Here is a 21,272-nt window from a genome sequence, read left to right as displayed (position 1 = left end):
GGAAAAGACGACGGACTAGCGGCGCGCCGGGGGAGCGGCGGGGACGGCGCCTTCCAGCGTGCAGATGGCGTCCGGGTGCTTGATGCGCAGCAGCAGCGACTCCAGCACGCGGAACGGGTGGTTCATCTTGCTGGCGCCCAGGTAGGACGCGACCATGTCCATGGCCACCGCCAGGTCCATGTTCTCCCGGCCCGTGGACACCACCACGCCCGACTCGCCGCGCAGGCGGTTGGACTGGTAGACGCCGTCGGACGCGAGCTGGCGGATGGTTTCGATCTCCAGCACGCCCGTCTTCTCGTAGATGCGGTGCAGCTGCGAGTAGAGGCGCGGCGACAGCACCACGGCGTAGGGCCCGAAGTGGCCGGCCTCGTTGAGCTTGCGCGTGGCCTCCACGATGGTCTGGAAGCCGCCGCCCGGCGCGGTCCAGTCCCCCAGCGTGGCGGTGAGGCGGCCGTTGGCCGTCATCAGGCCTTCGTAGCCCAGGCGCTGGTCGCCGTAGAAGATGAGCTCGTCTTCCTGTTGCGCGCACAGCGCGGCGGCGCCAGCGGCGGCGGACACGTCCAGCGGCATGTTGTGCGTGCGCGCCGCCTCGATGTCCCGCCAATGCAGCAGGAAGTCCTTGTAGATGATCGGGATGGTCTTGAACTTGCGCACGTCGGTGAAGACCATCGCGGTCTCCTGCTCACCGACGATGTCCACCGCGCCCGGGGACACGCCCTGGAACTCGTCGTAGGCCACGGTCTGCACGCCAGCACCCAGCGGCCCGTAGATGTCCAGGATGCGGCGGCCCACCAGCGAACGGCGCGCGACCTGGATCACCGTCTCGTTGAGGCGCGCCCACTCCTCTTCGCGCAGCGGGTTCTCGGCATGTCCAAGGAAGTCAGGCATCGGTGTCTCCGTCACGAGCGGCGGCAGAGGAGGGGAGGGAAGGGCGACTGCGAAAGGTTTTTAACGACCACCACCAGAGCCGCTGCCACCGCCACCACCGCGGCGCAGGCTGCCGATGGTGAGGGGGTGGCTGTTGGCGGAAGGCGGCGGCGCGGGGACGCCGTAGATGAGGCGCTGGGGCGGCAGGTTCGTCAGGGGCTCGACCGGCAGGCGGCCCACCGAGGGCGGCGCCTGGGTGACGACGGGCGGAGGCGAGGCGGCGGGAGGCAGGGCGGGCTCAGAGGGAGCGCCCGCCGCGGCGGCCTGGAAGTGGCCGGGGACGAAGGGCTTGGCGAAGTGCGCGTCCTGGCCCTTGTCGAGCATCCGCAGCATGTGGGTGGCCTCGGAGACGTGCTCCTTCTCCTCGGCCGCCAGGTGGAGGAAGAAGGCGCGGACCTCCGGATTGGAGGAGTCCTCGGCGTAGGCCTCGTACTCGTTGATGGTCTCGAGCTCGCGTGCCAGCACGGCGCGGATGCGCGCGACGTCGGACCGCTCGGTGTCGGACTTTCCGGCCATTGGGGGCGGACCCTCGCAACCTGGGGAGTGACCGTCAAGTGAAACAGCGGTCGAAGGGTTTCCTGCTGCATGCCGAAGAACGCCGGACGTAGAGTCCGCCCCTTCGTGACCGCCCCCGCTCCCGCGACGCCTCCTCCGCCCACCTCCCCGGCAGCCACTCCACCGTCCGCCCCTGAACGCAGCGCGGGAGGGCGGGGCGCGATGCTGGTGGGCATCGGCATCCTGGCATCGCGGCTGATGGGCCTGGTGCGCGAGCGCGTCTTCGCGCACTACCTGGGCAACGCGGAGGCCGCCGCCGTCTTCAAGGCCGCGCTGCGCATCCCCAACTTCCTCCAGAACCTCTTCGGCGAGGGCGTGCTGTCCGGCTCCTTCATCCCCGTCTACGCCCAGCTTTTGGGCAAGAAGGACGCGGACGAGGCGGATCGGGTCGCGGGCGCGGTGTTCGGGCTGCTGGCCCTGGCCACGGGCGTGATGGTGGCGCTGGGCATGCTGGCCACGCCCCTGTTCGTGGACCTCATCGCGCCGGGCTTCGAGGGCGGCGAGCGCGACCTGGCCGTGCGCCTGGTGCGCATCCTCTTCCCCGGCACGGGCTTCCTGGTGCTGAGCGCGTGGTGCCTGGGCATCCTCAACAGCCACCGGCGCTTCCTGCTGTCGTACCTGGCGCCCGTCGTCTGGAACGTGGTGATCATCGCCACGCTGCTGGTCGTGGGTAGCTGGCAGGGCACGTCCGGTGGCCGCGCCGCGGAGGAGGCCCTGACGGAGTGGCTGGCCTACGGCGTCGTGCTGGGCAGCTTCCTCCAGTTCGCGGTGCAGGTGCCCACGGTGATGCGCCTGCTGGGCCACTTCCGCCCGGTGGTGTCGCTGGCGAGCGCGTCGGTGCGCCAGGTGCTGAAGAACTTCGGCCCGGTGGTGCTGGGGCGCGGCGTGGTGCAGTTCAGCGCGTGGGTGGATACGGCCTTCGCGTCGCTCATCTCCAACCGCGCGCTGTCCTCGCTGCTCTACGCGCAGACCATCTACCTCATCCCGGTGAGCCTCTTCGGCATGGCGGTGTCCGCCGCGGAGCTGCCGGAGATGGCCCGCGCCACGGCGGAAGGGGAGGCCCAGGCGCACGAGAAGCTGCGAAGCCGCATCGACGCGGGCTCGCGGCGCATCGCCTTCTGGGTGGTGCCGTCCGCCGCCGCGCTGCTGTTCCTGGGGGACCTGGTGAGCGGCGCGCTGCTGCAGACGGGCCGCTTCGGCGCGGCGGACTCGCGCTACCTCTGGTACCTGCTGATGGGCGCGGCGGTGGGCCTGGTGGCCTCCACCGTGGGCCGGCTCTACGCGTCCGCCTTCTATGCGCTGAAGGATCCGAAGACGCCCCTGCGCTACGCCATCGTGCGCGTGTCGCTGGGCACCGTGAAGGCGTGGTTCCTGGCCCTGTGGCTGCCGGAGCGGCTGGGGCTGCCCCGGGAGCTGGGCGCGGCCTTCCTCACCCTGTCCAGCGGCATCGTGGCCTGGGTGGAGACCACGCTCCTGCGCCGCAAGCTGCGCTCCATGGTGGGCCCCGTGGGCCTGCCGGCGGGGCTCTTGCCCCGGCTGTACGGCGCGGCGCTGGTGGGCGGGCTCGTGGCGTTGGCCGTCAAACAGGGCCTCACCGGCCTCCTGGGCCCCATGCCCGGGGTGGGCATGGAGTGGGGCGGGGCGCTGCTCGTGCCGCCCCGGCTGCACCCGGTGCTGGGCCTGTTGGCAACGGCGGTGCCCTTCGGGGTCGTCTACTTCGCGGTATCGGCCGCCCTGGGTGTCCCGGAGGCGGGGGCCGTCTTCCGCAAGGTGGGCCGGAAGCTGGGGCTCGCCCGGTAGACGCGACGCGGCGCCCGGTGGGGTGGCTGCCCTCCAGGCGTTGGTTGGAAGCCCAAACGGAATGCAGGACAGGCCCCTTTGCGTTGCGATAGGAGGCCGAATTTTAGGGGGATGGCCGTATGCGGCTTCCTCCGGGCATGGCGCGCGTGTAGAGTGCGCCGCCTTTTTCAAGAGGCCCTGACTTCACGGAAGTCCCGGGTCGAAATCGTCAACGGAAGGTCTCGGCAGTGAGCGACGAGAAGAGCGGCGGTAATTCGGGCGGTCCTGGCGGTTTCGGTCCCAAGAAGCCGAAGGCCACGTTTGGCGACGTGATGCTGGGCATCCCTTCAGGGGGCCAGGGCAACGAGCGCGGCGGTGGCCGTGGCGGCCGCGACGAGAAGAGCGGCCCGGGCCGCGGTGAGCGCGGTCCGCGCGACGCCCAGTCGCAGCCCCGTCCCCAGGGCGACGCGCCCCGTGGCGGCGGCGAGCGCGGCGGTGGCCGTGGCGGCGAGCGCCGGGGTGGCGGCAGCGGAGGCGGCGAGCGCCGTTCCGCCGGCCCCATGGTGGTCGTGAAGCGCGCCTCGGGCTCCATCGAGACGCGCGCCCTGGAGGGTGAGAAGCCCGCCGAGGCGACCGCGACCGCGGAGCAGACGGGCGCTGACGCGCAGGCCTCCGCGGCCTCCACGCCGGCTCCCGCGCCGCGTCCGGTGACGCCGGCCCCCGCGCCCTCCAGCCCGCTGTACGAGGAGGTCCCGGAGACGGAGTCCTTCGCGGACATGTTCGAGGCGCAGGTCAAGGACGGTGGCGCTCCGGGCCGCCGTGGCGTGCGCATTGGCGAGAAGGTCGCCGGCACCATCTTCCAGCTGGGCGCGGATACCGCGTTCGTGTCGCTGGACGGCTCGGCCAAGTCCGAGGCGATGATCGAGCTGCGCGAGCTCAAGGACGACGAGGGCATCCTGCGCTTCGGCGTGGGTGACCGCCTGGAGGCGCACGTCGTGGAGATGGGCGCCCGGGGCATCATGCTCAGCCGCGCGCTGGCCAAGGGCAACGCGTCCTTCGCCATGCTCGCGGAGGCCCGCGCCTCCGGCATGCCGGTGGAGGGCCTGGTCCTCAGCGTGAACAAGGGCGGCGTGGAAGTCGCCATCGGTGAGACGCGCGCCTTCTGCCCCATCAGCCAGCTGGACATCCGCTTCGTGGAGAAGCCGGATCAGTTCATCGGCGAGAAGCTCCAGTTCCGCGTGACCGAGGTTCGCGACCGCAACGTGGTGCTGTCGCGCCGCTCCCTGCTGGAGGACGAGCAGCGCCGGCTGGCCACGGAGACGCGCAAGAACCTGGCCGTGGGCAAGACGGTCAAGGGCAAGGTCTCCGGCGTGCGCGACTTCGGCGTGTTCGTGGACCTGGGCGGCGTGGAGGGCATGGTCCCCGTCTCCGAGCTCAGCTACACGCGCGTCGCTCACCCCAGCGACGTGGTGAAGCAGGGTGACGAGGTCGAGGTGGAGATCCTCCGCATGGAGGAGGGCCAGCCCAACTCCCCGGACAAGGCCAAGCAGAAGGAGCGCATCACCCTGTCGCTGCGTTCGCGTCAGGAGGATCCGTTCAAGAAGGCGCTGGAGGAGATCAAGGAGGGCGACCGCATGCAGGGCAAGGTCGTCCGGCTCCAGCCCTTCGGCGCGTTCGTGGAGCTGCGCCCCGGCGTGGACGGCCTGGTGCACATCTCCGCGCTGAGCGACCGGCGCATCGCGCACCCGCGCGACGCGGTGAAGGAAGGCGAGGTCATCTGGGTCTCCGTCGAGAAGATCGACCCTAATGACAAGCGCATCGGCCTGCGCCGCATCTCCGAGGAGGAGGCCCAGCGTCCTCCCGAGGAGCGTGCCGCGCAGCAGGCCCAGGCAGCGGCGGCTCCCAAGGAGCCCGCGGCGCCCCGTCCCAAGGTGGGCGCGGTCGTCGTCGGCAAGGTGGACCGGCTGGAGCCCTACGGCGTGTTCCTCGCGTTCCCGGGCGGCAAGGGCCTCATCCCGGCCAGCGAGACGGGCACGGACCGCGGCACGGACATGCGCAAGCACTTCAGCATCGGGCAGGAGCTGAAGGTGGCGATCATCGACATCGACGCCTCCGGGAAGATCCGCCTGTCCATCCCCGCCGCGATCCGCGCGGAGGAGCGCGCCGAGGTCGAGGCGTGGCAGAAGACGCAGCAGCCGCAGGGTGCTGGCAAGAAGGGCTTCGGCACCTTCGCGGATCTGCTCAGCAAGTTGGGCAAGTAGTTGTTGACGCTGACGAGAGGCTTCGGTACTTAGCCTCTCGTTCCCGCCGCGGGGTGGAGCAGCCTGGTAGCTCGTCGGGCTCATAACCCGAAGGTCGCAGGTTCAAATCCTGCCCCCGCAACTTGAAAAGCCCGGAGTCGAAATGAAAGTTTCGACTCCGGGTGTTCAAAGTGAGAACAGCAGTACCGCGTCACGGTGACGCGGGGTGGAGCAGCCTGGTAGCTCGTCGGGCTCATAACCCGAAGGTCGCAGGTTCAAATCCTGCCCCCGCAACTTCAAGAGGGCCCCGGTGGAAACACTGGGGCCCTTTTTCTTTTCCGCGTCAGCCTTGCTTCACCGGCGGTTCGCGCTTGGGCGCGCGCCACGCTTCGACGGGCAGCAGCGGGTGCTGCTCGAAGTGGCTGCGCGCCGTGCGGACGAACGCGCCCACGTTCGCGGAGGCGCTCCGGCGTCCGGGGTAGATGACGCTCACGGGGACCGGCGGTGGCGCGAACGTCCCGAGGAGCAGGACCAGCCGTCCCGCGAGCACCGCGTCCGCCACCTGATACGAGAGCGTGCGCGCGATGCCCATGCCCCGCTCCGCGGCCGCGATGGCCGTGTCGGCGCTGTTGAGGATGAGGCGCGGCTGGACGCGGACCGGCTTCTCCTTTTCGCCGAAGCGCCACTCGTTCGTCGCGTCGAGGTTCTCGAAGGCGATCAGCTCGTGGCGGCCCAGCTCGGCGGGCGACCGGGGCGTCCCTCGCCGCTTCACGTACTGGGGGCTGGCCACCAGCACGCGGCGGACGGTGCCGACCTTGAGGGCAATCAGTCCGCTGTCCTTCAACTCCCCCAGGCGCACGGCCGCGTCGATGCCCTCGTCCACGAGGTGCTGGTTCCGGTCCGACAGGTGCAGCCGGACGGACAGCGACGGATGCGCGGCGAGCAGCTTCTGGACCACGGGCAGGACGTGGAGCCGCCCGAAGACGATGGGCGCGGAGACGCTGAGCTCTCCTCGCGGTTCGGCGTTCTCTCCCCGCACGCGGCGGTCGGCTTCATCCAGGTCCTCGAGCAGCCGCTGACAGCTCTCCAGGTAGACCTGACCGCGTTCGGTGAGGCGCACGGAGCGGGTCGTGCGGGTGAGGAGCGCCAGGCCCAGGCGCTCCTCGAGCTGGGCCACGGCCCGCGTCGCCACGGAAGGGGAGATGTGGAGCCTGCGCGAGGCGGCCGTGAAGCTTCCCTGCCTGGCCACGGCGACGAACGTCCGGAGCGTGAAGAGCTGGTCCATGATTCTTGCGAAGCTGACAATAAAGCATTGCTGAACCCGCTGATTATTTCACCGCCCTGGGTGGCTAGAAACAGGGCCATGGGACGATTCGCAAGACTTGCCTTCACCCCCGCGGTCAAGGCGCTCCAGGAGCAGTTCGGCAGCCGCGCGGCCTATGCCCGCGTCGAGCGAACGGGAGACGCGCCGGATGTGCTCACGGACGACGAGGCGGAGTTCCTCTCCCAGCGCGACAGCTTCTACATGGCCAGCATCGGCTCCAACGGCTGGCCCTACATCCAGCACCGGGGCGGGCCCCAGGGCTTCGTCCGGGTGCTGGACTCGCACACGCTTGGCTTCGCGGACTACCGGGGGAACAAGCAGTACATCTCCACGGGCAACGTCAGCGAGAACGACCGGGTCGCGCTCATCTTCGTGGACTACCCGCACCAGGCGCGACTGAAGGTCCTGGCGCGCGCGTCCGTCATCACCCGCGAAACGGACGCCGCCACGCTCAAGCGCCTGGAGGTCCCCGGGTATGACGCGAAGGTGGAGCGCGGCTTCGTGCTCAAGGTCGAAGCCTTTGACTGGAACTGTCCCCAGCACATCACGCCCAGGTTCACCGAAGCGGAGCTGGACCAGATGCTGCGTCCGGTGTCGACCGAACTCCAAACGCTCCGCGCCGACAACCGCGCCCTGCGCGAAGAGCTGGAGCGCTTGAAGCGGACCCCGGTTTGACCCCCTGGTTACGGATGGGTAGGTTACGGTCCGGTAGGTATGGCCACGGGAGGCACGCGCCATGAACAACCGGTCGCCGGGAACGCGGAAGAACGCCGACGCCTTGCGTGGAGCCAGCCGCCTGGCGGTGCAGGCCACCCGGGGCGTGATGGGGCTCGTGGAGGAGATGCACCGCACCATCGCCAGCGGGCCTTCCGTCCTGGGCAGGCCGCTGGCGCGTCCGGCGCGAGCCATGACGGGGTTGCTCTACGGAACGCTCCAGGGTGTCACCCGGCACGTCGGGGAGGGGCTGGATGCCGTGCTCGCGCAGCTCTCACCGTGGCTGGGCGACAGCGCTCCCGGTCCGCAGCGGGAGGCATTGCTCTCCGCGCTGAACGGCGTGCTGGGGGATGCGCTGGAGGCGGAGGGCAACCCGCTCGCCATCCCGATGGCTCTGCGGGTGCATGGACAGCCGCTGCGCCTGGAGCCCGAGGCCCTGCGCGCCGCCGTTCCTCAGGCCGGAGGCCGGCTGCTCCTGCTGGTCCATGGCTCGTCGATGAACGACTTGCAGTGGAGCCGGCGGGGGCACGACCATGGCGCGGCGCTGGCGCGCGATCTCGGCTACACGCCGGTGTACCTCCACTACAACAGCGGCCTGCACATCTCCCGGAACGGCCGCGCGTTCTCGGAGCTGCTGGAACAGCTCGTGTCCTGCTGGCCCATGCCGGTCGAATCGCTGACGCTCCTGGGGCACAGCATGGGTGGGCTCGTGGTCCGGAGTGCGTGCCTCGCGGCGGAGGCGGCGGGCCATGGCTGGCGTTCCTTGTTGCGCCGGCTCGTCTGTCTTGGCTCACCCCATCACGGTTCGCCGCTGGAGCGCGGAGGGAGCTGGGTGGAAGTGCTGCTGGAGGTCAGTCCCTACAGCGCGCCGTTCGCGCGACTGGGTCGGATCCGCGGAGCCGGAGTCACGGACCTGCGCTTCGGCAACGTGCTCGACGCGCACTGGGAAGGGCGGGAGCGCTTCGGGTGGGGTGGGGATGTCCGTCGCGGCCTCACGCTGCCGGGGGGCGTGGATTGCTACGCGGTCGCGGCGACCACCGCGAAGACGATGGCGCAGCGGCTGCCCGGTGACGGGCTGGTCCCGGTGGACAGTGCGCTCGGGCGACATGCGCAGCCAGAGCTGACGCTGCGGTTCCCGGAAGCGAACCAGCGCATCGTCCTGGGCGCGAACCACCTGGACCTGCTCGACCACCCGGAGGTCTACGCCACGCTTCGCACGTGGCTCGCTTCCTGAGCGGCCCGCGCGCTACAGCGGCTGGACGTGATCCGCGATGCGGCCGCTGGCGAGCAGTTCGCGCAGCTCGTCGGCCATACGGTCGCCCTCGGTCAGCACCTGCTTCCATGCGCGGATGCGGTCCTCGTCCTTCATGCCCGTGAAGTCCGACCGGTCCGGGATGCGTCCGCCGGGCAGCCGCGCCAGGTGCGAGGGTGACGGCGTGATGATCAGCGCTCGGCGGAAGTTGAGCGGCCCCGCGCGGCGCCACTTGAGCGACTTGTCGAACCAGCCGGGCACGACGTACGGGTAGAAGTGCGGATAGAGCACCAGCCCGTCGCCCGTGCCGTAGTCGACGTCCAGGTGGTAGTCGACGACGCCGCCATCCCGGTACGTGCCGGCAGGCGCACCCGGGATGTCATGGACGCCCGCGAGCACCATCGGAATGGAACCGGACGCGATGAGCGCTGGCCGCAGGTTGTCGCGGGTGAGGGGACGGTGGACCGACGGCAGGTCCTTGAGTCCCGCGAAGGGACTTGCGTCCCCGGCGGTGTGGAAGATCACTCGCTCCATCTGGAAGCGGAGCGTCCCCCGGCTCAGCGCGTTCGCCAGCGCGCCCAGCACGAAGCCCGCGAGCTGCACGGTGGACTGCTCCGACGCGAGCAGGCCCTTGCACCTTGTCGTCACCACGTGCAGTCGCGCCCACGGATGCGTCAGGATCTGCTCCGCGCCATCCGGGCCCAGGAGCGATTCAAGAACGGTGGCGCTGACTTCGCTGACCAGCTTGGGCGGAGGCTTGGGCGGATAGCGCTGATCCAGGTACGCGGTCGCGAAGCGCTTGAGCGCGGCCACGGGATCCTTCTGCGCCAGGCACGCCAGCCGCCAGCTCCCGATGGAGCTGCCAATCAGGTGCAGGGGCCGGGTGCGCGGCTGCTGGAGGAACTCGCCGAACAGGACCCGGTCGATTCCCTCCAGCCCCAGCCACTTCGGTCCTCCCGAAGCGCCCGGAAGGATGTCCACGTCCTCCGCACGCAGCCCGCGCTCCCGGAGGATGCGCAGGGCGTCGGGGCCCGCAAGCAAGGTCAGGCTCTGGCTCATCGCGGGCGCGGACCCTAGCAGCCCGGCGCAAGCGGATGCTCAGCGGTTGTCGTCCCGAGGTTCCGATTCCAACGGGTGGATGGTCACCACTTGATGTCCATCGTGCTCCGGATCACTGCGCGCCTCTTCCAATTCCTCCGGCGTCGTCGGCGCCCGCTCGGAAAAGGCGTCGTTCTCGAGGTGGCGCTGGCGCTGCTCGCTGGTCGAGCCGTAACCCTCCAACTTCTTGCCGGCCATGGTCGTGCTCCCTCGTGAAGGTGAACACCAAGGGTTGTGACCATGGCCGATGGGCGCAAGCGGTGGTCTGCCCGGATGCCCGCACGCTCCTGGAGCGGGGCTCCGCGCGGCACTCACTCCTCCAGCGTTCCCACGGAAGGGACCGCGCCATCGCGCTCGCGCTGGGCCTCCAGGTAGGCGGAGAAGCCCGCCTTGGACTGGATGCGGAAGACCGGGAGGCGCGCGAGTACGTCCTCCGCGAAGGCGTACTGCTCGCAGACGAGGCTCGCGCGCAGGGCGCCTTCCGGGCCGCCGGTGAAGGGCTGGACCTCGTGCTGGAGGTTGCCCCGGAAGTGGACCAGCAGGCCCGGCCGGGGCCGCACTTCACCCTGGAGCTGGTTGTCGCGCAGCAGCCGCAGCGCGCCCCCTTGCGCGCCCTGCGGCACTCGCAGGTAGAGGACGCTCACGTGTTCAGGCGTCGCGTCCGGCACGCCGCTCGGCTCCTGCAAGGTCGCGTCGATGTGGCGTCCCACCGGCGTGCCCGCGTCCAGCAGCAACAGGTTCAGATAGAACGCATTGGGCCGCGGACGGGGGTCGCGTCCACCGAACCAGCGCTGCGTCCAGGGCAGCAGCCCGCGCGCGGTGTCGTCGTCGAGGATGCGGCGCAGGTAGACGGACAGGAACGGGAAGCGGGCCTCCAGCGTCGCGCGGCCCTCGCGCGTGAAGATGAACGCGAAGCCCCGGCTGGCGCGGAACGTCCCCATCAGCGGACTGCGCGCGACGAAGCGCGAACCGAGCAGGGCGTCCGCGAGGGACTCCAGCTCGGTGCGGGGCAGGGCGTCGCGGTGGGTGACGTACTCGGGCACGGGCCGACGTTCCTACTTGAGTGGGCCGTACGTCCAGGGCAGCGCTTCCAGCTTCGCGACGAACGCCTCGCGCGAGTCCGCGGCGATGACCGGCTCCCCCGGCATCAGGCTGGGCCACCCCATCTCGGGCATCCACATCCCCGTGTCCTTCATGGATTCCTGATACCGGCGCGCGTTGGCCTCCGCGTCGAGGACCAACGGCTCCAACCGCCACTGTCCCTCCTTCACGGAGATGACGGCGGTCGGGCTGCCGCTGCCCAGGGTCAAGGGCAGGCGCTGCTCCGCGCCGGGTGCGCTCAGCCATTGAAGGACCATCGCGCGGGTGGGGCCGAGGAAAGGTGCCAGGGGATGCCTCCTGGGCGTGACTCTTACACAGCCGCCTGCTTCACGCCGCCCTTCGACTTGCCCAGCATGTGCAGCAGCGCCTTCTCCGAGCAGTGCATGCCTTCACCCGCGCCCGCCGCCAGCTCGTCCACGGAGTGGAAGTAGCGGTCCACCACCTGGCCCCTCTCGAAGAGGACGAGCACGGACGGGTAGATATACGACGCCTTCGCGACCGCGGGCGTGTTGCCCAACTGCTCGGAGGCCTCTCGCACCGCGGCCACCATGCTCTTCTTGAGCACGGTCTTCTTCACCGGGCCGCCCTTGCCATCCTCCTTCACGCGCTCGCGGGCCCGCGCCAGCGCGCACGCGCAGATGAGCGTGCCGGCCCAGGTGCGGAAGTCCTTCGCGCTGTAGCCCGGGCCCATCACCTGCTGGATGTACTCGTTGATGTGCCGGCGCCGCACGTCCACCACCGCGCCGTCGTCGATCACGAACTTGAAGACGTCACGCCCGGGCACCTTCAACAGCTGCCGCACGAGCGTCGCCACGCGCCGGTCCTTGAGCTCGCGGTGCTGCCGCACGCCGGACTTGCCCGGGTAGTCGAACACCACCGTGTCGCCATGCACCTTCACGTGCCGCGCCCGCAGCGTGGCCAGCCCGAAGCTGCCGTGCTCCTCCGCGTAGCGCTCGCTCCCCGGACGGATGAAGCAGGTGCCCAGGATGCGCAGCATCCCCGCCAGCACCCGCTCACGGCCCAGGCCTCGCTTGCGCAGGTCCTTGCTCACCTGACGGCGCATCTTGGGCAGCGCCTGCGCGAAGCCCACGATGCGCTGGTACTTCGCATCGCGCTGCTTCTGCGTGTGCGCCTCGCTGTAGCGGTACTGCCAGCGGCCCGCGCCGTCCCTGCCCACCGCCTGGAGGCGCGCGGAGGCCTTGGGCGAGATGGCCACGTCCGTCCAGGCGGGCGGCAGCCGCAGGGCGTCGATGCGCTCCCGCTCCGCGTGAGACACCGGCCGGCCCTTCGCGTCCACGTAGCGGAAGCCGCGCTTCATCGTCCCCAGACGGCGGTGGCCCTCCTGCCGCAGTCGCTCCAACTGCGTCATCCCCTGGCGGCTCGCGGGCCGGGGGCGCTCGGATTCTGAGACAGCGGCATGGGAGGGCATTGCCTCCCTGTAGTGCGCAGTCCACGCCGGGGCGGCAATCCGGTTGCCCCCTGGCGGCATGGAGGGCAGGCGGGCGGAAAAGCCCGGGTGGCATTTTCGGATGGGGGTGCAGTCGTTTAGAGTTCGTTGCGACTCCCACCTCCAATTTTATTCCCGAGGCATGACGACCTTCCTCGCCGCCCTGCTGGCCTTCCCGACCGCGATCTTCACCATCCTGCTCGGCGTGGTGCTGGCGTACTGGCTTTGCGTGATCGCCGGCGCGGCGGGCATCGACATGCTGGATGGCGACGTGGACCTGGAGGGCGGCGCCAAGGCCGTCTCCGGCGCCTTCGAGGGCGGCGCGAAGGCGACGTCGGGGCTGCTGGAGGGCGGCGCCAAGGCCGTCTCCGGCCACACCGGCGGGCACGCGGGGCACTCGCACCTGCACGACGCGGAGGCCGCCACCGGCCTGTTCGCGATGCTGGGCTTCGGCGGCATCCCCGTCACGGTGTCGGTGAGCCTGGTGGTGTTCCTCTCCTGGTCGCTGTCGCTGCTGAGCGGACAGGCCACGCACGCGGCGCTCTCCGCGCTGCCTTCGTGGCTCGTGAGCACGGGCCTGGGCCTCGTCTGCGCGACGGTGGGCACGGTGGTGGGTGGGCTCGCGGTGCGGCCCCTGCGCCCCGTCTTCATCGCCCGGCGCGCGCCGGGCCGCGAGGCCTTGATGGGCCGCGTGTGCACCATCTCCAGCGGCAGCGTGACGGCGAAGGACGGTCACGCGACTTTCGACGACGGGGCCGCGGGCCTCATCCTCAACGTCTTCTGTGACAAGCCCAACCAGCTCAAGCGTGGCCAGCCGGCGCTCATCCTTGGCTACGACGCGGAGCGGGGCGTGTATGAGGTGGAGCCGGTGGACTGGCTCCTCCCCCAGGAAATGGAGCAGCTGCGGGATCCGCTGAAGGCAGCGGCCATCGCGCGCGCACGCTCCCAGCGATGAACATTGGCGTCCGCCGGGCTCCTCCGGACGGGCGCGACAATCGGCACCGGGTGGCTTTCGCGGGGGACCCCGAGTGCTTGGAACAAGGCCCGCCCAACGGACTTCTCAGGATAGGCCATGGATCCCATCAGCCTTGCAGCAATCATCGGCGGCGGCGTCATCATCCTCTTCGGCATCTTCGTCAGCGTGGCCAAGTTCTACCGCCAGGTTGATCAGGGCAAGGTGCTCATCGTCAACACGATGAAGGTCGAGCCCACGGTCACCTTCACCGGCGCCGTGGTGCTGCCCATCGTCCACCGCGCGGAGGTCATGGACATCTCGCTGAAGACGGTGGAGATCGACCGTCGCGGCAAGGAAGGCCTCATCTGCCAGGACAACATCCGCGCGGACATCAAGGTCACCTTCTTCGTGCGCGTGAACAAGACGCGTGAAGACGTGCTCAAGGTGGCCCAGTCCATCGGCTGCGCGCGCGCCTCGGATCAGGAGACGCTGGAGAACCTCTTCGAGGCCAAGTTCTCCGAGGCCCTCAAGACGGTGGGCAAGTCCTTCAACTTCGAGCAGCTCTACACCAAGCGCGACGAGATCAAGGACAAGGTCGTCGAGACCATTGGCCGGGACCTGAACGGCTACATGCTGGAGGACTGCGCCATCGACTTCCTCGAGCAGACCCCGGTGGAGATGCTCGACAAGGACAACATCCTGGACGCCCAGGGCATCCGGAAGATCACCCAGCTCACCACCGAGCAGAACGTCTTCACCAACGAGCTGAAGCAGTCCGAGCGCATGGCGGTGACCAAGCGCAACGTCGAGGCCGACGAGGCCATCTTCGCCCTCGAGCGTCAGCGCGAGGAGGCGGCCGCCAAGCAGCGCCGTGAGATCGACAGCATCCAGGCGCGTGAGACGGCCGAGGCCGACCGCGTGAAGAGCGAGGAGTTCGCCAAGGCGCAGCTGGCGCGCATCAAGGCGGAAGAAGAGATCGCCATCAACGAGGAGAACAAGCAGCGCCAGGTGCAGGTGGCCCAGAAGAACCGCGAGCGCGTGGTGGGCGTGGAGACCGAGCGCGTGGAGAAGGACCGCGCTCTGGAGGCCATCAACCGCGAGCGTGAGACGGAGCTGCAGCGCATCGCGAAGGAGAAGGCGCTGGAGTCGGAGAAGAAGGCCATCGCCGACGTCGTCCGCGCCCGCATCGCGGTGGAGAAGACCGTCGCCCAGGAAGAGGAGAACATCAAGGACCTGCGCGTGACGGCGGACGCGAAGCGCACCAAGGACGCCATCATCATCACCGCCCAGGCGCACGCGGAAGAGGCGTCCGTGAAGGACATCCAGGCCGCGGACGCGAGCGCGAAGATCGCCGTGTTCCTCGCCAAGGAGAAGCTGACCCTGGCCGAGGCAGACCTGGAGGCCGCGGACAAGCAGGCCAAGGCGAAGATGCGGCTGGCCGAGGGCATCCAGGCCGAGTCCGCCGCGGCGGGCCTCGCCAGCGTGCGCGTGCGTGAGGCGGACGCGGTCGCCACGGAGAAGCTGGGCATGGCGCAGGTCCGCGTGAAGGAGGCCGAGGCCTCCGTCATCGAGAAGCAGGGCCAGGCGCAGGCCTCCGCGGTGCGCGAGAAGCTGCTCGCCGAGGCCGCCGGCGCGGAGCAGAAGGGCATGGCCCACGCCCGCGTGCAGGAGGCGGAAGCCAGCGCCATCCACAAGCGCGGCGAGGCGGAGGCGTTCGCCACGCGCGAGAAGCTGCTCGCCGAGGCCGCCGCCATCCAGGAGAAGCTGATGGCCGAGGCGCGGGGCCTGTCGGAGAAGGCCACCGCGATGAAGGCCCTGGACGGCGTGGGCCGCGAGCACGAGGAGTACCGCCTGCGCCTCAACAAGGAGCGCGACGTGGAGCTGGCCGCCATCAACGTGCGCAAGGAGATCGCGCAGGCCCAGGCCACCGTCCTGGCCCAGGCCTTCGGGAACGCGAAGTTCCAGATCGTCGGCGGCGACGGCAAGTTCTTCGAGAACTTCGTCAAGGCCGTGTCCTTCGGCAGCTCGGTGGACGGCGCGCTGGACCACGGCGAGTCCCTGAAGAAGGCGCTCGGCGGCTACCTCAACGGTGAGAAGGACCTGCCGGCGGACCTGAAGGAGATCCTCTCCAAGCCGGGCCTCAGCAACGACGCGCAGAACCTGGCCGTCGCGGCGCTGCTCAACCGCATGTCGGTGAGCCCCACGGAGGCCACCGCCGCCGGCATCAAGGCGCTGGTGCAGTCGGAAGCCGCGGCCCTCGCGCAGAAGCAGCAGGGCTGAAAGCCTCCCGCCAATCGCAATCCCTTCTCGGTGAACATCCATGGCAACTGACAGCTCCAAGACCCCGGGTACCCAGGTGCCCGGGGGCGAGGCGACGCTGGAGGGCGGCAGCTACGAGGTCATCCGTGCGCGCCTCCACTCCCAGGCGGACGCGCTGGCGACCCAGGCGAACGACCTCAACGCCCGGCGCAAGGCGCTGTTCGGCGGCACGGAACTCACCGTCATCGGCAACGAGCGGGTGCGCACGGAGAACAACTGCGTCCCCCGCGACATCGTCAGCGTCGGGAAGTACCTCCTCTTCGGCTACAACGTCTTCATCGGCCTGAAGAAGGAGACGAACGTCTCGGACGTCTTCTCGCTGCACCGCTTCGAGAAGACGGCCGAGGGGTTCGACTTGTCCGCCGTGCCTCCCACGGAGGCCGGCGGCTTCCTCGCGGACCCCCGGTTCGTGAAGGACTTCGGCGAGCTGTACAAGTACTACAAGGACGCGAAGCTGCTGCAGCTGCGGCGGCGGGACTCGCGCCTGCTCGCGGTGTTCCAGACGGGCCAGTCCGCGCGCGACCTCAAGGTCTTCCGCTTCAGCGTGGACGTGGAGGGCCGCGCCACCTACGTGGACAACCAGGGTGAGCGCGACCACGTCTACCCGCCGTCGCACGACTTCGAGTGGACGGTGGCCACGCGCGAGCAGTACGTGCTGGGCCAGCACCCGCACGTCAACGTGCTGGATCAGGTCTTCGTGGAGACGGTGAAGGGCGACCTCACCGTCAAGGTGGAGAACAACACCGCCACCGGGCGGGGCATCTACAGCGAGCCGGTGGATGATCCGGATCAGTCGCTGGATGACGCGGAGTTCGCCTGGACGCAGGTGGGCGGGCTCATCCTGCTGCGCATCCTGCCGTTCCGGGAGAAGGCGTACCGCTACCTCGTCTTCAACTCGCGCACCCAGCACGTGGTGCGCATCGACGCCATTGGCCAGTCCTGCGTGCGGCTGCCCGAGGACCAGGGCATCGTCTTCCCGGGCGGCTATTACCTCCAGACGGGCGACTTCAAGGTCTTCGACGGCGCGGCGGAGGGGATGGAGTTCCACCAGGCGGTGCGCTCGCCCAACGGGGAGGACGTGCTCTACGTCTTCCACCGCCGGGACGAGGGCAGCTACGTGCTCTTCCCGTACAACCTGGTGCGCAAGGAGGTGCAGACGCCGCTCTTGTCCAACGGCATGAGCCTCTTCGCGGACGGCGGGCTGGTGGTGTTCCGCGCCACGTCGCAGGAGCCCACGCGCGTGCACCCCATGCAGGTGTGGCAGACGCCGTTCGTCTCCGACGAGCACGCGGCGAAGCTGCCTCCGGCGCCGGGCTACCTGGGCAAGGTGGGCAACGCGGAGCTGGTGCGCGGCATCAGCGACGCCCTCACGCTGCCGCGCGTGGCGAAGACGGACAAGCCCACGCGCCGCACCTACGAGGACCTGGTCAACGCGGCCACGCGCGCGCTGGACGCCTACTACTGGCTGTCCCACGCGGAGGTCGGCCTCCAGGAGCCCATCGAGCAGCTGCGCCGCACCTCCGAGCTCATCATCGACGAGTTCGAGAAGGTCCTCGCGCTGCGCAAGCGCGCGGAGGAGTCGCTCGCGCAGGCCACGCAGGCGCAGGAGACGCTGCTGCTCAACGCGCAGCCGGAGGGCCTCACCGACGCGGAAGGCTTCATGCGCGCGCTGGCGGACCTGCGCCGGCACCGCGGGCACCTGATCACGTTGAAGGACGTGCGCTACATGGACCTGGGGCGCGTGGACGCCCTGGAGCAGGCGGTGGTGGCCGCGTCCGACGCGGTGAGCACCGCGTGCGTGGACTTCCTCCAGAAGGGTGAAGCGCTCCAGCCCCTGGCCTCGCGGCTGGACGGACTGATGGAGCGGCTGGAGCCGCTGGCGACCACCGCGGAGCTGGCCCCGCTGGCCGAGGACGTGGAGCGCACCGGCCAGGGCCTGGAGGTGCTGGGCGAGGTCGTGGGTGGGCTCCAGGTGGGCGACCCGCTGGCGCGCGCCCGCATCCTCGAGGGCATCTCCGAGCTGTTCAGCCGCCTCAACCGCGTGCGCGCGGGGCTCCAGGCGAAGCGCAAGGAGCTGTCCGGCAAGGAGAAGCGCGCGGAGTTCGGCGCGCAGTTCAAGCTGCTGGGCCAGAGCATCGAGAACGCGCTGTCACAGGCGGACTCGCCGGAGAAGTGCGACGAGGCGCTCTCCAAGCTCACCGTGCTGCTGGAGGAGCTGGAGGGCCGCTTCGGCGAGTTCGACGAGTTCCTGGGGCAGATCACCCAGAAGCGCGAGGAGCTGCTGGAGGCCTTCGGCGCGCGCAAGCAGGCGCTGGTGGACGAGCGGCAGCGCCGGGCGTCGGGCCTGTTCGGCGCGGCGGAGCGCATCCTCCAGGGCGTGCAGCGCCGGGCGAAGTCGTTCAAGGCGGACGACGAGCTGAACGCCTACTTCGCGTCCGACGCGATGATCCTCAAGCTGCGGCAGCTGGCGGAACAGCTGCTGGCGCTCCAGGACAGCGTCCGCGCGGATGAAGTCCTGTCGCGCGTGAAGGCCGCGAAGCAGGACGCCCTGCGCGCGCTGCGCGACAAGCAGGACCTGTTCGAGGGCGGCGAAGGCCTCATCAAGCTGGGGCCCTACCGCTTCCACGTCAACACCCAGCCGCTGGAGCTGACGCTGGTGCCGCGCGACGGCGCGCTGTACCTCCAGCTCACCGGCTCCGACTACACCCAGAAGGTGGAGGACCCGGAGCTGCTGAAGTACCGCGACCTCTGGGACCAGCACCTGGTGTCCGAGACGCGCGACGTGTACCGCGCGGAGTACCTGGCCGCCGGGCTGCTGATGGACGCGGAGGAGGGCAGGGGCGGCCTCACGCCCGCGGCGCTATACGAGGCTGGCGCGCAGGGGCAGCTCCTGGAGCGCGTGCGAGCGTACGCGGCGGACCGCTTCGACGAGGGCTATGAGCGCGGCGTCCACGACGCGGACGCGGCGGCCATCCTGGAGAAGCTGCTCGCGCTGCACCAGGGCGCGGGCCTGCTGCGCTTCGCCCCGGTGCCTCGCGCCTGGGCCGCGCTCTACTGGGCCTTCGACGGGGACGACGCGCTCCGGGGCGTGTTCCACCGGCGCGCGCGGAGCCTGGCCCGGCTGCGGCAGGCGTTCGACACCGGCGCGGAGCTGGTGGCGCTGGGGGATGAGCTGGGAGAGCGCGTGCTCGCGTTCCTCCAGGGGCATGGCCTCACGGCTTCGGCCGCGGAGGGCCGGCAGGCGGGCCGCTACCTCGTGGAGGAGCTGGCGGTGGACCGCCCGCGCTTCACCACCAGCCGCGAGGCGCTGGCGCTGAAGGACGCGTTCCTCGCGCACCTGGACCGCCACGGTTCGCGCGCCGCGTTCGACGACGACCTGCGCGGCCTGGAGAAGAACCTGCCGGAGCGCCTGCGCATCGCCCGCGCCTGGGTGGACGCGTTCCTCGCGAAGCGCGAGGGCGGCCCGGGTGAGGCGGCCCACGTCGCGCTGGAGACGGCGGTGGTGCTCGTCACGGAGCGCAAGCTGGACCGCGAGACGGCGGGCGCCATCACCGCCACGGAGGCCACGGGCCTGCTGGGCAGCCACCCGCGCATCCAGGATCGCAAGCTGTCCCTGCGCCTGGACGAGTTCCTGGCGCGGCTGGGCGAGTTCCGCCAGGTGCGCGTGCCCATGTACGTGACCTACCGGGCGTACCTGCGCGACCTGCTGGACCGCGAGCGGCGCAAGCTGCGGCTGGAGGAGCTGACGCCCAAGGTGCTCACGAGCTTCGTGCGCAACCGGCTCATCGACGAGGTGTACCTGCCGCTCATCGGCGCGAACCTGGCGAAGCAGCTGGGCGCGGCGGGCGAGGGCAAGCGCACGGACCGCATGGGCATGCTGCTGCTCATGTCGCCGCCGGGCTACGGCAAGACGACGCTGATGGAGTACGTGGCCAGCCGCCTGGGCCTCACCTTCGTGAAGGTGAACGGGCCGGCGCTGGGCCACTCCGTGAAATCGTTGGATCCGTCGGAGGCGCCCAACGCCACCGCGCGGCAGGAGGTGGAGCGCATCAACCTGTCCTTCGAGATGGGCAACAACGTGATGCTCTACCTCGACGACATCCAGCACACGGACCCGGAGCTGCTCCAGAAGTTCATCTCCCTGTGCGACGGCCAGCGCCGCGTGGAGGGCGTCTGGAATGGCCAGACGCGCACGTATGACCTGCGCGGCAAGAAGTTCTGCGTGGTGATGGCGGGCAACCCGTACACGGAGACGGGCGAGCGCTTCCGCATCCCGGACATGCTCGCGAACCGCGCGGACACGTACAACCTGGGTGACATCCTGGACGGCAAGGAGGAGCTGTTCGCCCTCAGCTACCTGGAGAACGCGCTCACCTCCAACCCGGTGCTCGCGCCGCTGGCCACGCGCGACCCGCAGGACGTGCACCGCCTCATCCGCATGGCGAAGGGCGAGGAGGTCCCCTCGGGCGAGCTGAAGCACGGCTACGCGGCGGCGGAGCTCCAGGAGATCATCGCCGTCTTCCAGCGGCTGTTCCGCGTGCAGCAGGTGCTGCTCAAGGTCAACCTCCAGTACATCGCGTCCGCCGCGCAGGACGAGCGCTTCCGCACGGAGCCGCCGTTCAAGCTGCAGGGCAGCTACCGCAACATGGGCAAGCTGGCGGAGAAGGTCGTCTCCGCGATGACGGACGACGAGCTGGAGCGCCGCATCGATGACCACTACCAGGGCGAATCCCAGACGCTCACCACCGCCGCCGAGCAGAACCTGCTCAAGCTCCAGGAGATGCGCGGGCGCCTGACGCCGGAGAAGGCGAAGCGCTGGGAGGAGATCAAGCAGGGCTTCGCCCGCGTGAAGCGCATGGGGGGCAAGGAGGACGACCCCGTGGCGCGTGTCACCGGACAGCTGGGCGCCATCGAGGAGCAGCTGGGCTCCGTGCGCGACGCGGTGGTGCAGGCCGCCGCGCAGGTGAACGCCCCCAGCGACGAGACGCCCGTGGCCCCGCACCTGGAGGCCCTGCGCGAGGCCGTCCTGGAGGTGGCCCGCGTGGGCCGCGAGGCCGCCCAGAAGCCGCCGGTGCAGGTCTCCGTCCCGGCGCCGCAGGTCGTCCCCCCGGCGCTGCCCCAGGCTCCTGCCACGGACCTGGCCCCGTACCTCAAGCACCTGGCGCAGCTGCTCAAGGCCCTCACGGAGCGAGTGGCCGCCCAGGCGGAGGAGGCGCCCACGCTGCGCAACGCGCCCATGCCCCAGGCGCCCGCGCCGGACTTCGGCCCATACATGGCGCAGCTCTCCAAGGCCATCACGGCGCTGGCGGACCGGCCGGTGTCGGTGTCTCTGCCCACCCCCGCGGAGTCGCTCCAGCGCGCCGCGAACGGCCCGTCACCGGCGGAGCTCAGCCGGCAGATTGAACTGGTGGAGGGGGCGCTGCTGCCCCTGGAGCGCGCCGCCCGCCGCAACGTGCAGGGCGAGGGCGAGGGCATCAAGGCGCTCCAGGTCTGGCAGGGCGTCACCGAGGCCCTGGAGCTCTTGCGCGGCATGCTGCGCCGCTAGGCGCCCGGTGAGAGGG

Annotated in this window: 15 protein-coding genes and 2 tRNA genes; 9 read left to right on the top strand and 8 right to left on the bottom strand. The window is 70.1% G+C overall.

What is annotated here, in order from left to right:
* Window positions 1-15 precede the first annotated feature (15 nt).
* Window positions 16-888, bottom strand: a complete 873-nt coding sequence (gene encA, locus JYK02_RS10285) for an encapsulin nanocompartment shell protein EncA (RefSeq protein WP_207050727.1) — start codon at window positions 886-888, stop codon at window positions 16-18.
* A 60-nt stretch (window positions 889-948) separates the two neighbouring features.
* Entirely contained in the window at window positions 949-1,443 is a 495-nt protein-coding gene (locus JYK02_RS10280; RefSeq protein ID WP_207050726.1) for a ferritin family protein, read from the bottom strand.
* Window positions 1,444-1,644: 201 nt separating this feature from the next.
* On the opposite strand from JYK02_RS10280, the gene murJ reads away from it, so the two are divergent.
* The 4 genes from murJ (at window position 1,645) to JYK02_RS10260 (ending at window position 5,795) form a co-directional block, all read left to right on the top strand.
* A complete protein-coding gene (gene murJ / locus JYK02_RS10275; RefSeq protein WP_242588633.1) occupies window positions 1,645-3,282 on the top strand; it encodes a murein biosynthesis integral membrane protein MurJ in 1,638 nt (545 codons plus the stop codon).
* Window positions 3,283-3,509: 227 nt separating this feature from the next.
* A complete protein-coding gene (locus tag JYK02_RS10270) occupies window positions 3,510-5,522 on the top strand; it encodes a S1 RNA-binding domain-containing protein (protein ID WP_207050724.1) in 2,013 nt (670 codons plus the stop codon).
* A 47-nt stretch (window positions 5,523-5,569) separates the two neighbouring features.
* A tRNA-Met gene (locus JYK02_RS10265) sits at window positions 5,570-5,643 on the top strand.
* Between the two features lie 78 nt (window positions 5,644-5,721).
* Window positions 5,722-5,795: transfer RNA gene (locus JYK02_RS10260), tRNA-Met, on the top strand.
* A 49-nt stretch (window positions 5,796-5,844) separates the two neighbouring features.
* Here JYK02_RS10260 and JYK02_RS10255 read toward each other — a convergent pair.
* Entirely contained in the window at window positions 5,845-6,786 is a 942-nt protein-coding gene (locus JYK02_RS10255) for a LysR family transcriptional regulator (protein ID WP_207050723.1), read from the bottom strand.
* A 78-nt stretch (window positions 6,787-6,864) separates the two neighbouring features.
* Between JYK02_RS10255 and JYK02_RS10250 the strand changes: the two genes are divergently transcribed.
* Both JYK02_RS10250 and JYK02_RS10245 read left to right on the top strand, forming a co-directional pair.
* Entirely contained in the window at window positions 6,865-7,500 is a 636-nt protein-coding gene (locus JYK02_RS10250; protein WP_207050722.1) for a pyridoxamine 5'-phosphate oxidase family protein, read from the top strand.
* A gap of 61 nt (window positions 7,501-7,561) precedes the next feature.
* Entirely contained in the window at window positions 7,562-8,773 is a 1,212-nt protein-coding gene (locus JYK02_RS10245; protein ID WP_207050721.1) for a lipase family alpha/beta hydrolase, read from the top strand.
* A 12-nt stretch (window positions 8,774-8,785) separates the two neighbouring features.
* On the opposite strand, the gene JYK02_RS10240 is transcribed toward JYK02_RS10245, so the two are convergent.
* From JYK02_RS10240 to JYK02_RS10220, 5 genes are all read right to left on the bottom strand, one after another.
* The gene (locus JYK02_RS10240) at window positions 8,786-9,850 is read right to left on the bottom strand and encodes a patatin-like phospholipase family protein (protein ID WP_207050720.1); all 1,065 of its coding nucleotides are present in this window, start codon (window positions 9,848-9,850) and stop codon (window positions 8,786-8,788) included.
* A 39-nt stretch (window positions 9,851-9,889) separates the two neighbouring features.
* Complete coding sequence (locus tag JYK02_RS10235) at window positions 9,890-10,087, bottom strand: hypothetical protein (RefSeq protein ID WP_207050719.1); 198 nt, start codon at window positions 10,085-10,087, stop codon at window positions 9,890-9,892.
* Between the two features lie 113 nt (window positions 10,088-10,200).
* Entirely contained in the window at window positions 10,201-10,932 is a 732-nt protein-coding gene (locus JYK02_RS10230; RefSeq protein ID WP_207050718.1) for a 2OG-Fe(II) oxygenase, read from the bottom strand.
* Between the two features lie 12 nt (window positions 10,933-10,944).
* Window positions 10,945-11,199, bottom strand: a complete 255-nt coding sequence (locus JYK02_RS10225; protein ID WP_207050717.1) for a hypothetical protein — start codon at window positions 11,197-11,199, stop codon at window positions 10,945-10,947.
* A 101-nt stretch (window positions 11,200-11,300) separates the two neighbouring features.
* Window positions 11,301-12,359 (bottom strand): DNA topoisomerase IB, encoded by a 1,059-nt coding sequence (locus JYK02_RS10220; RefSeq protein ID WP_207050716.1) that lies wholly within the window; start codon window positions 12,357-12,359, stop codon window positions 11,301-11,303.
* A gap of 220 nt (window positions 12,360-12,579) precedes the next feature.
* Between JYK02_RS10220 and JYK02_RS10215 the strand changes: the two genes are divergently transcribed.
* The 3 genes from JYK02_RS10215 to JYK02_RS10205 all read left to right on the top strand — a co-directional run bounded on the left by JYK02_RS10215 (window position 12,580) and on the right by JYK02_RS10205 (window position 21,256).
* Window positions 12,580-13,392, top strand: a complete 813-nt coding sequence (locus JYK02_RS10215; RefSeq protein ID WP_207050715.1) for a hypothetical protein — start codon at window positions 12,580-12,582, stop codon at window positions 13,390-13,392.
* Window positions 13,393-13,509: 117 nt separating this feature from the next.
* Window positions 13,510-15,672 carry a hypothetical protein gene (locus JYK02_RS10210; RefSeq protein ID WP_207050714.1) on the top strand — a complete coding sequence of 721 codons (2,163 nt, stop codon included), beginning with the start codon at window positions 13,510-13,512 and terminating at the stop codon, window positions 15,670-15,672.
* A gap of 40 nt (window positions 15,673-15,712) precedes the next feature.
* A complete protein-coding gene (locus JYK02_RS10205) occupies window positions 15,713-21,256 on the top strand; it encodes a DNA repair ATPase (protein WP_207050713.1) in 5,544 nt (1,847 codons plus the stop codon).
* The last annotated feature ends 16 nt before the right edge of the window (window positions 21,257-21,272 follow it).

The organism is Corallococcus macrosporus (assembly GCF_017302985.1).
In the GTDB taxonomy this organism is placed as follows: Bacteria; Myxococcota; Myxococcia; order Myxococcales; family Myxococcaceae; genus Corallococcus; species Corallococcus macrosporus_A.
The sequence above is the reverse complement of the archived record's forward strand: the minus strand, read 5'-3'. Positions and strand labels throughout refer to the sequence as shown.

Coding starts and splice junctions, on each gene's coding strand:
- encA (WP_207050727.1), bottom strand. CDS start 888: ATGCCTGACTTCCTTGGACATGCCGAGAACCCGCTGCGCGAAGAGGAG.
- JYK02_RS10280 (WP_207050726.1), bottom strand. CDS start 1,443: ATGGCCGGAAAGTCCGACACCGAGCGGTCCGACGTCGCGCGCATCCGC.
- murJ (WP_242588633.1), top strand. CDS start 1,645: ATGCTGGTGGGCATCGGCATCCTGGCATCGCGGCTGATGGGCCTGGTG.
- JYK02_RS10255 (WP_207050723.1), bottom strand. CDS start 6,786: ATGGACCAGCTCTTCACGCTCCGGACGTTCGTCGCCGTGGCCAGGCAG.
- JYK02_RS10250 (WP_207050722.1), top strand. CDS start 6,865: ATGGGACGATTCGCAAGACTTGCCTTCACCCCCGCGGTCAAGGCGCTC.
- JYK02_RS10245 (WP_207050721.1), top strand. CDS start 7,562: ATGAACAACCGGTCGCCGGGAACGCGGAAGAACGCCGACGCCTTGCGT.
- JYK02_RS10240 (WP_207050720.1), bottom strand. CDS start 9,850: ATGAGCCAGAGCCTGACCTTGCTTGCGGGCCCCGACGCCCTGCGCATC.
- JYK02_RS10235 (WP_207050719.1), bottom strand. CDS start 10,087: ATGGCCGGCAAGAAGTTGGAGGGTTACGGCTCGACCAGCGAGCAGCGC.
- JYK02_RS10220 (WP_207050716.1), bottom strand. CDS start 12,359: ATGACGCAGTTGGAGCGACTGCGGCAGGAGGGCCACCGCCGTCTGGGG.
- JYK02_RS10215 (WP_207050715.1), top strand. CDS start 12,580: ATGACGACCTTCCTCGCCGCCCTGCTGGCCTTCCCGACCGCGATCTTC.
- JYK02_RS10210 (WP_207050714.1), top strand. CDS start 13,510: ATGGATCCCATCAGCCTTGCAGCAATCATCGGCGGCGGCGTCATCATC.
- JYK02_RS10205 (WP_207050713.1), top strand. CDS start 15,713: ATGGCAACTGACAGCTCCAAGACCCCGGGTACCCAGGTGCCCGGGGGC.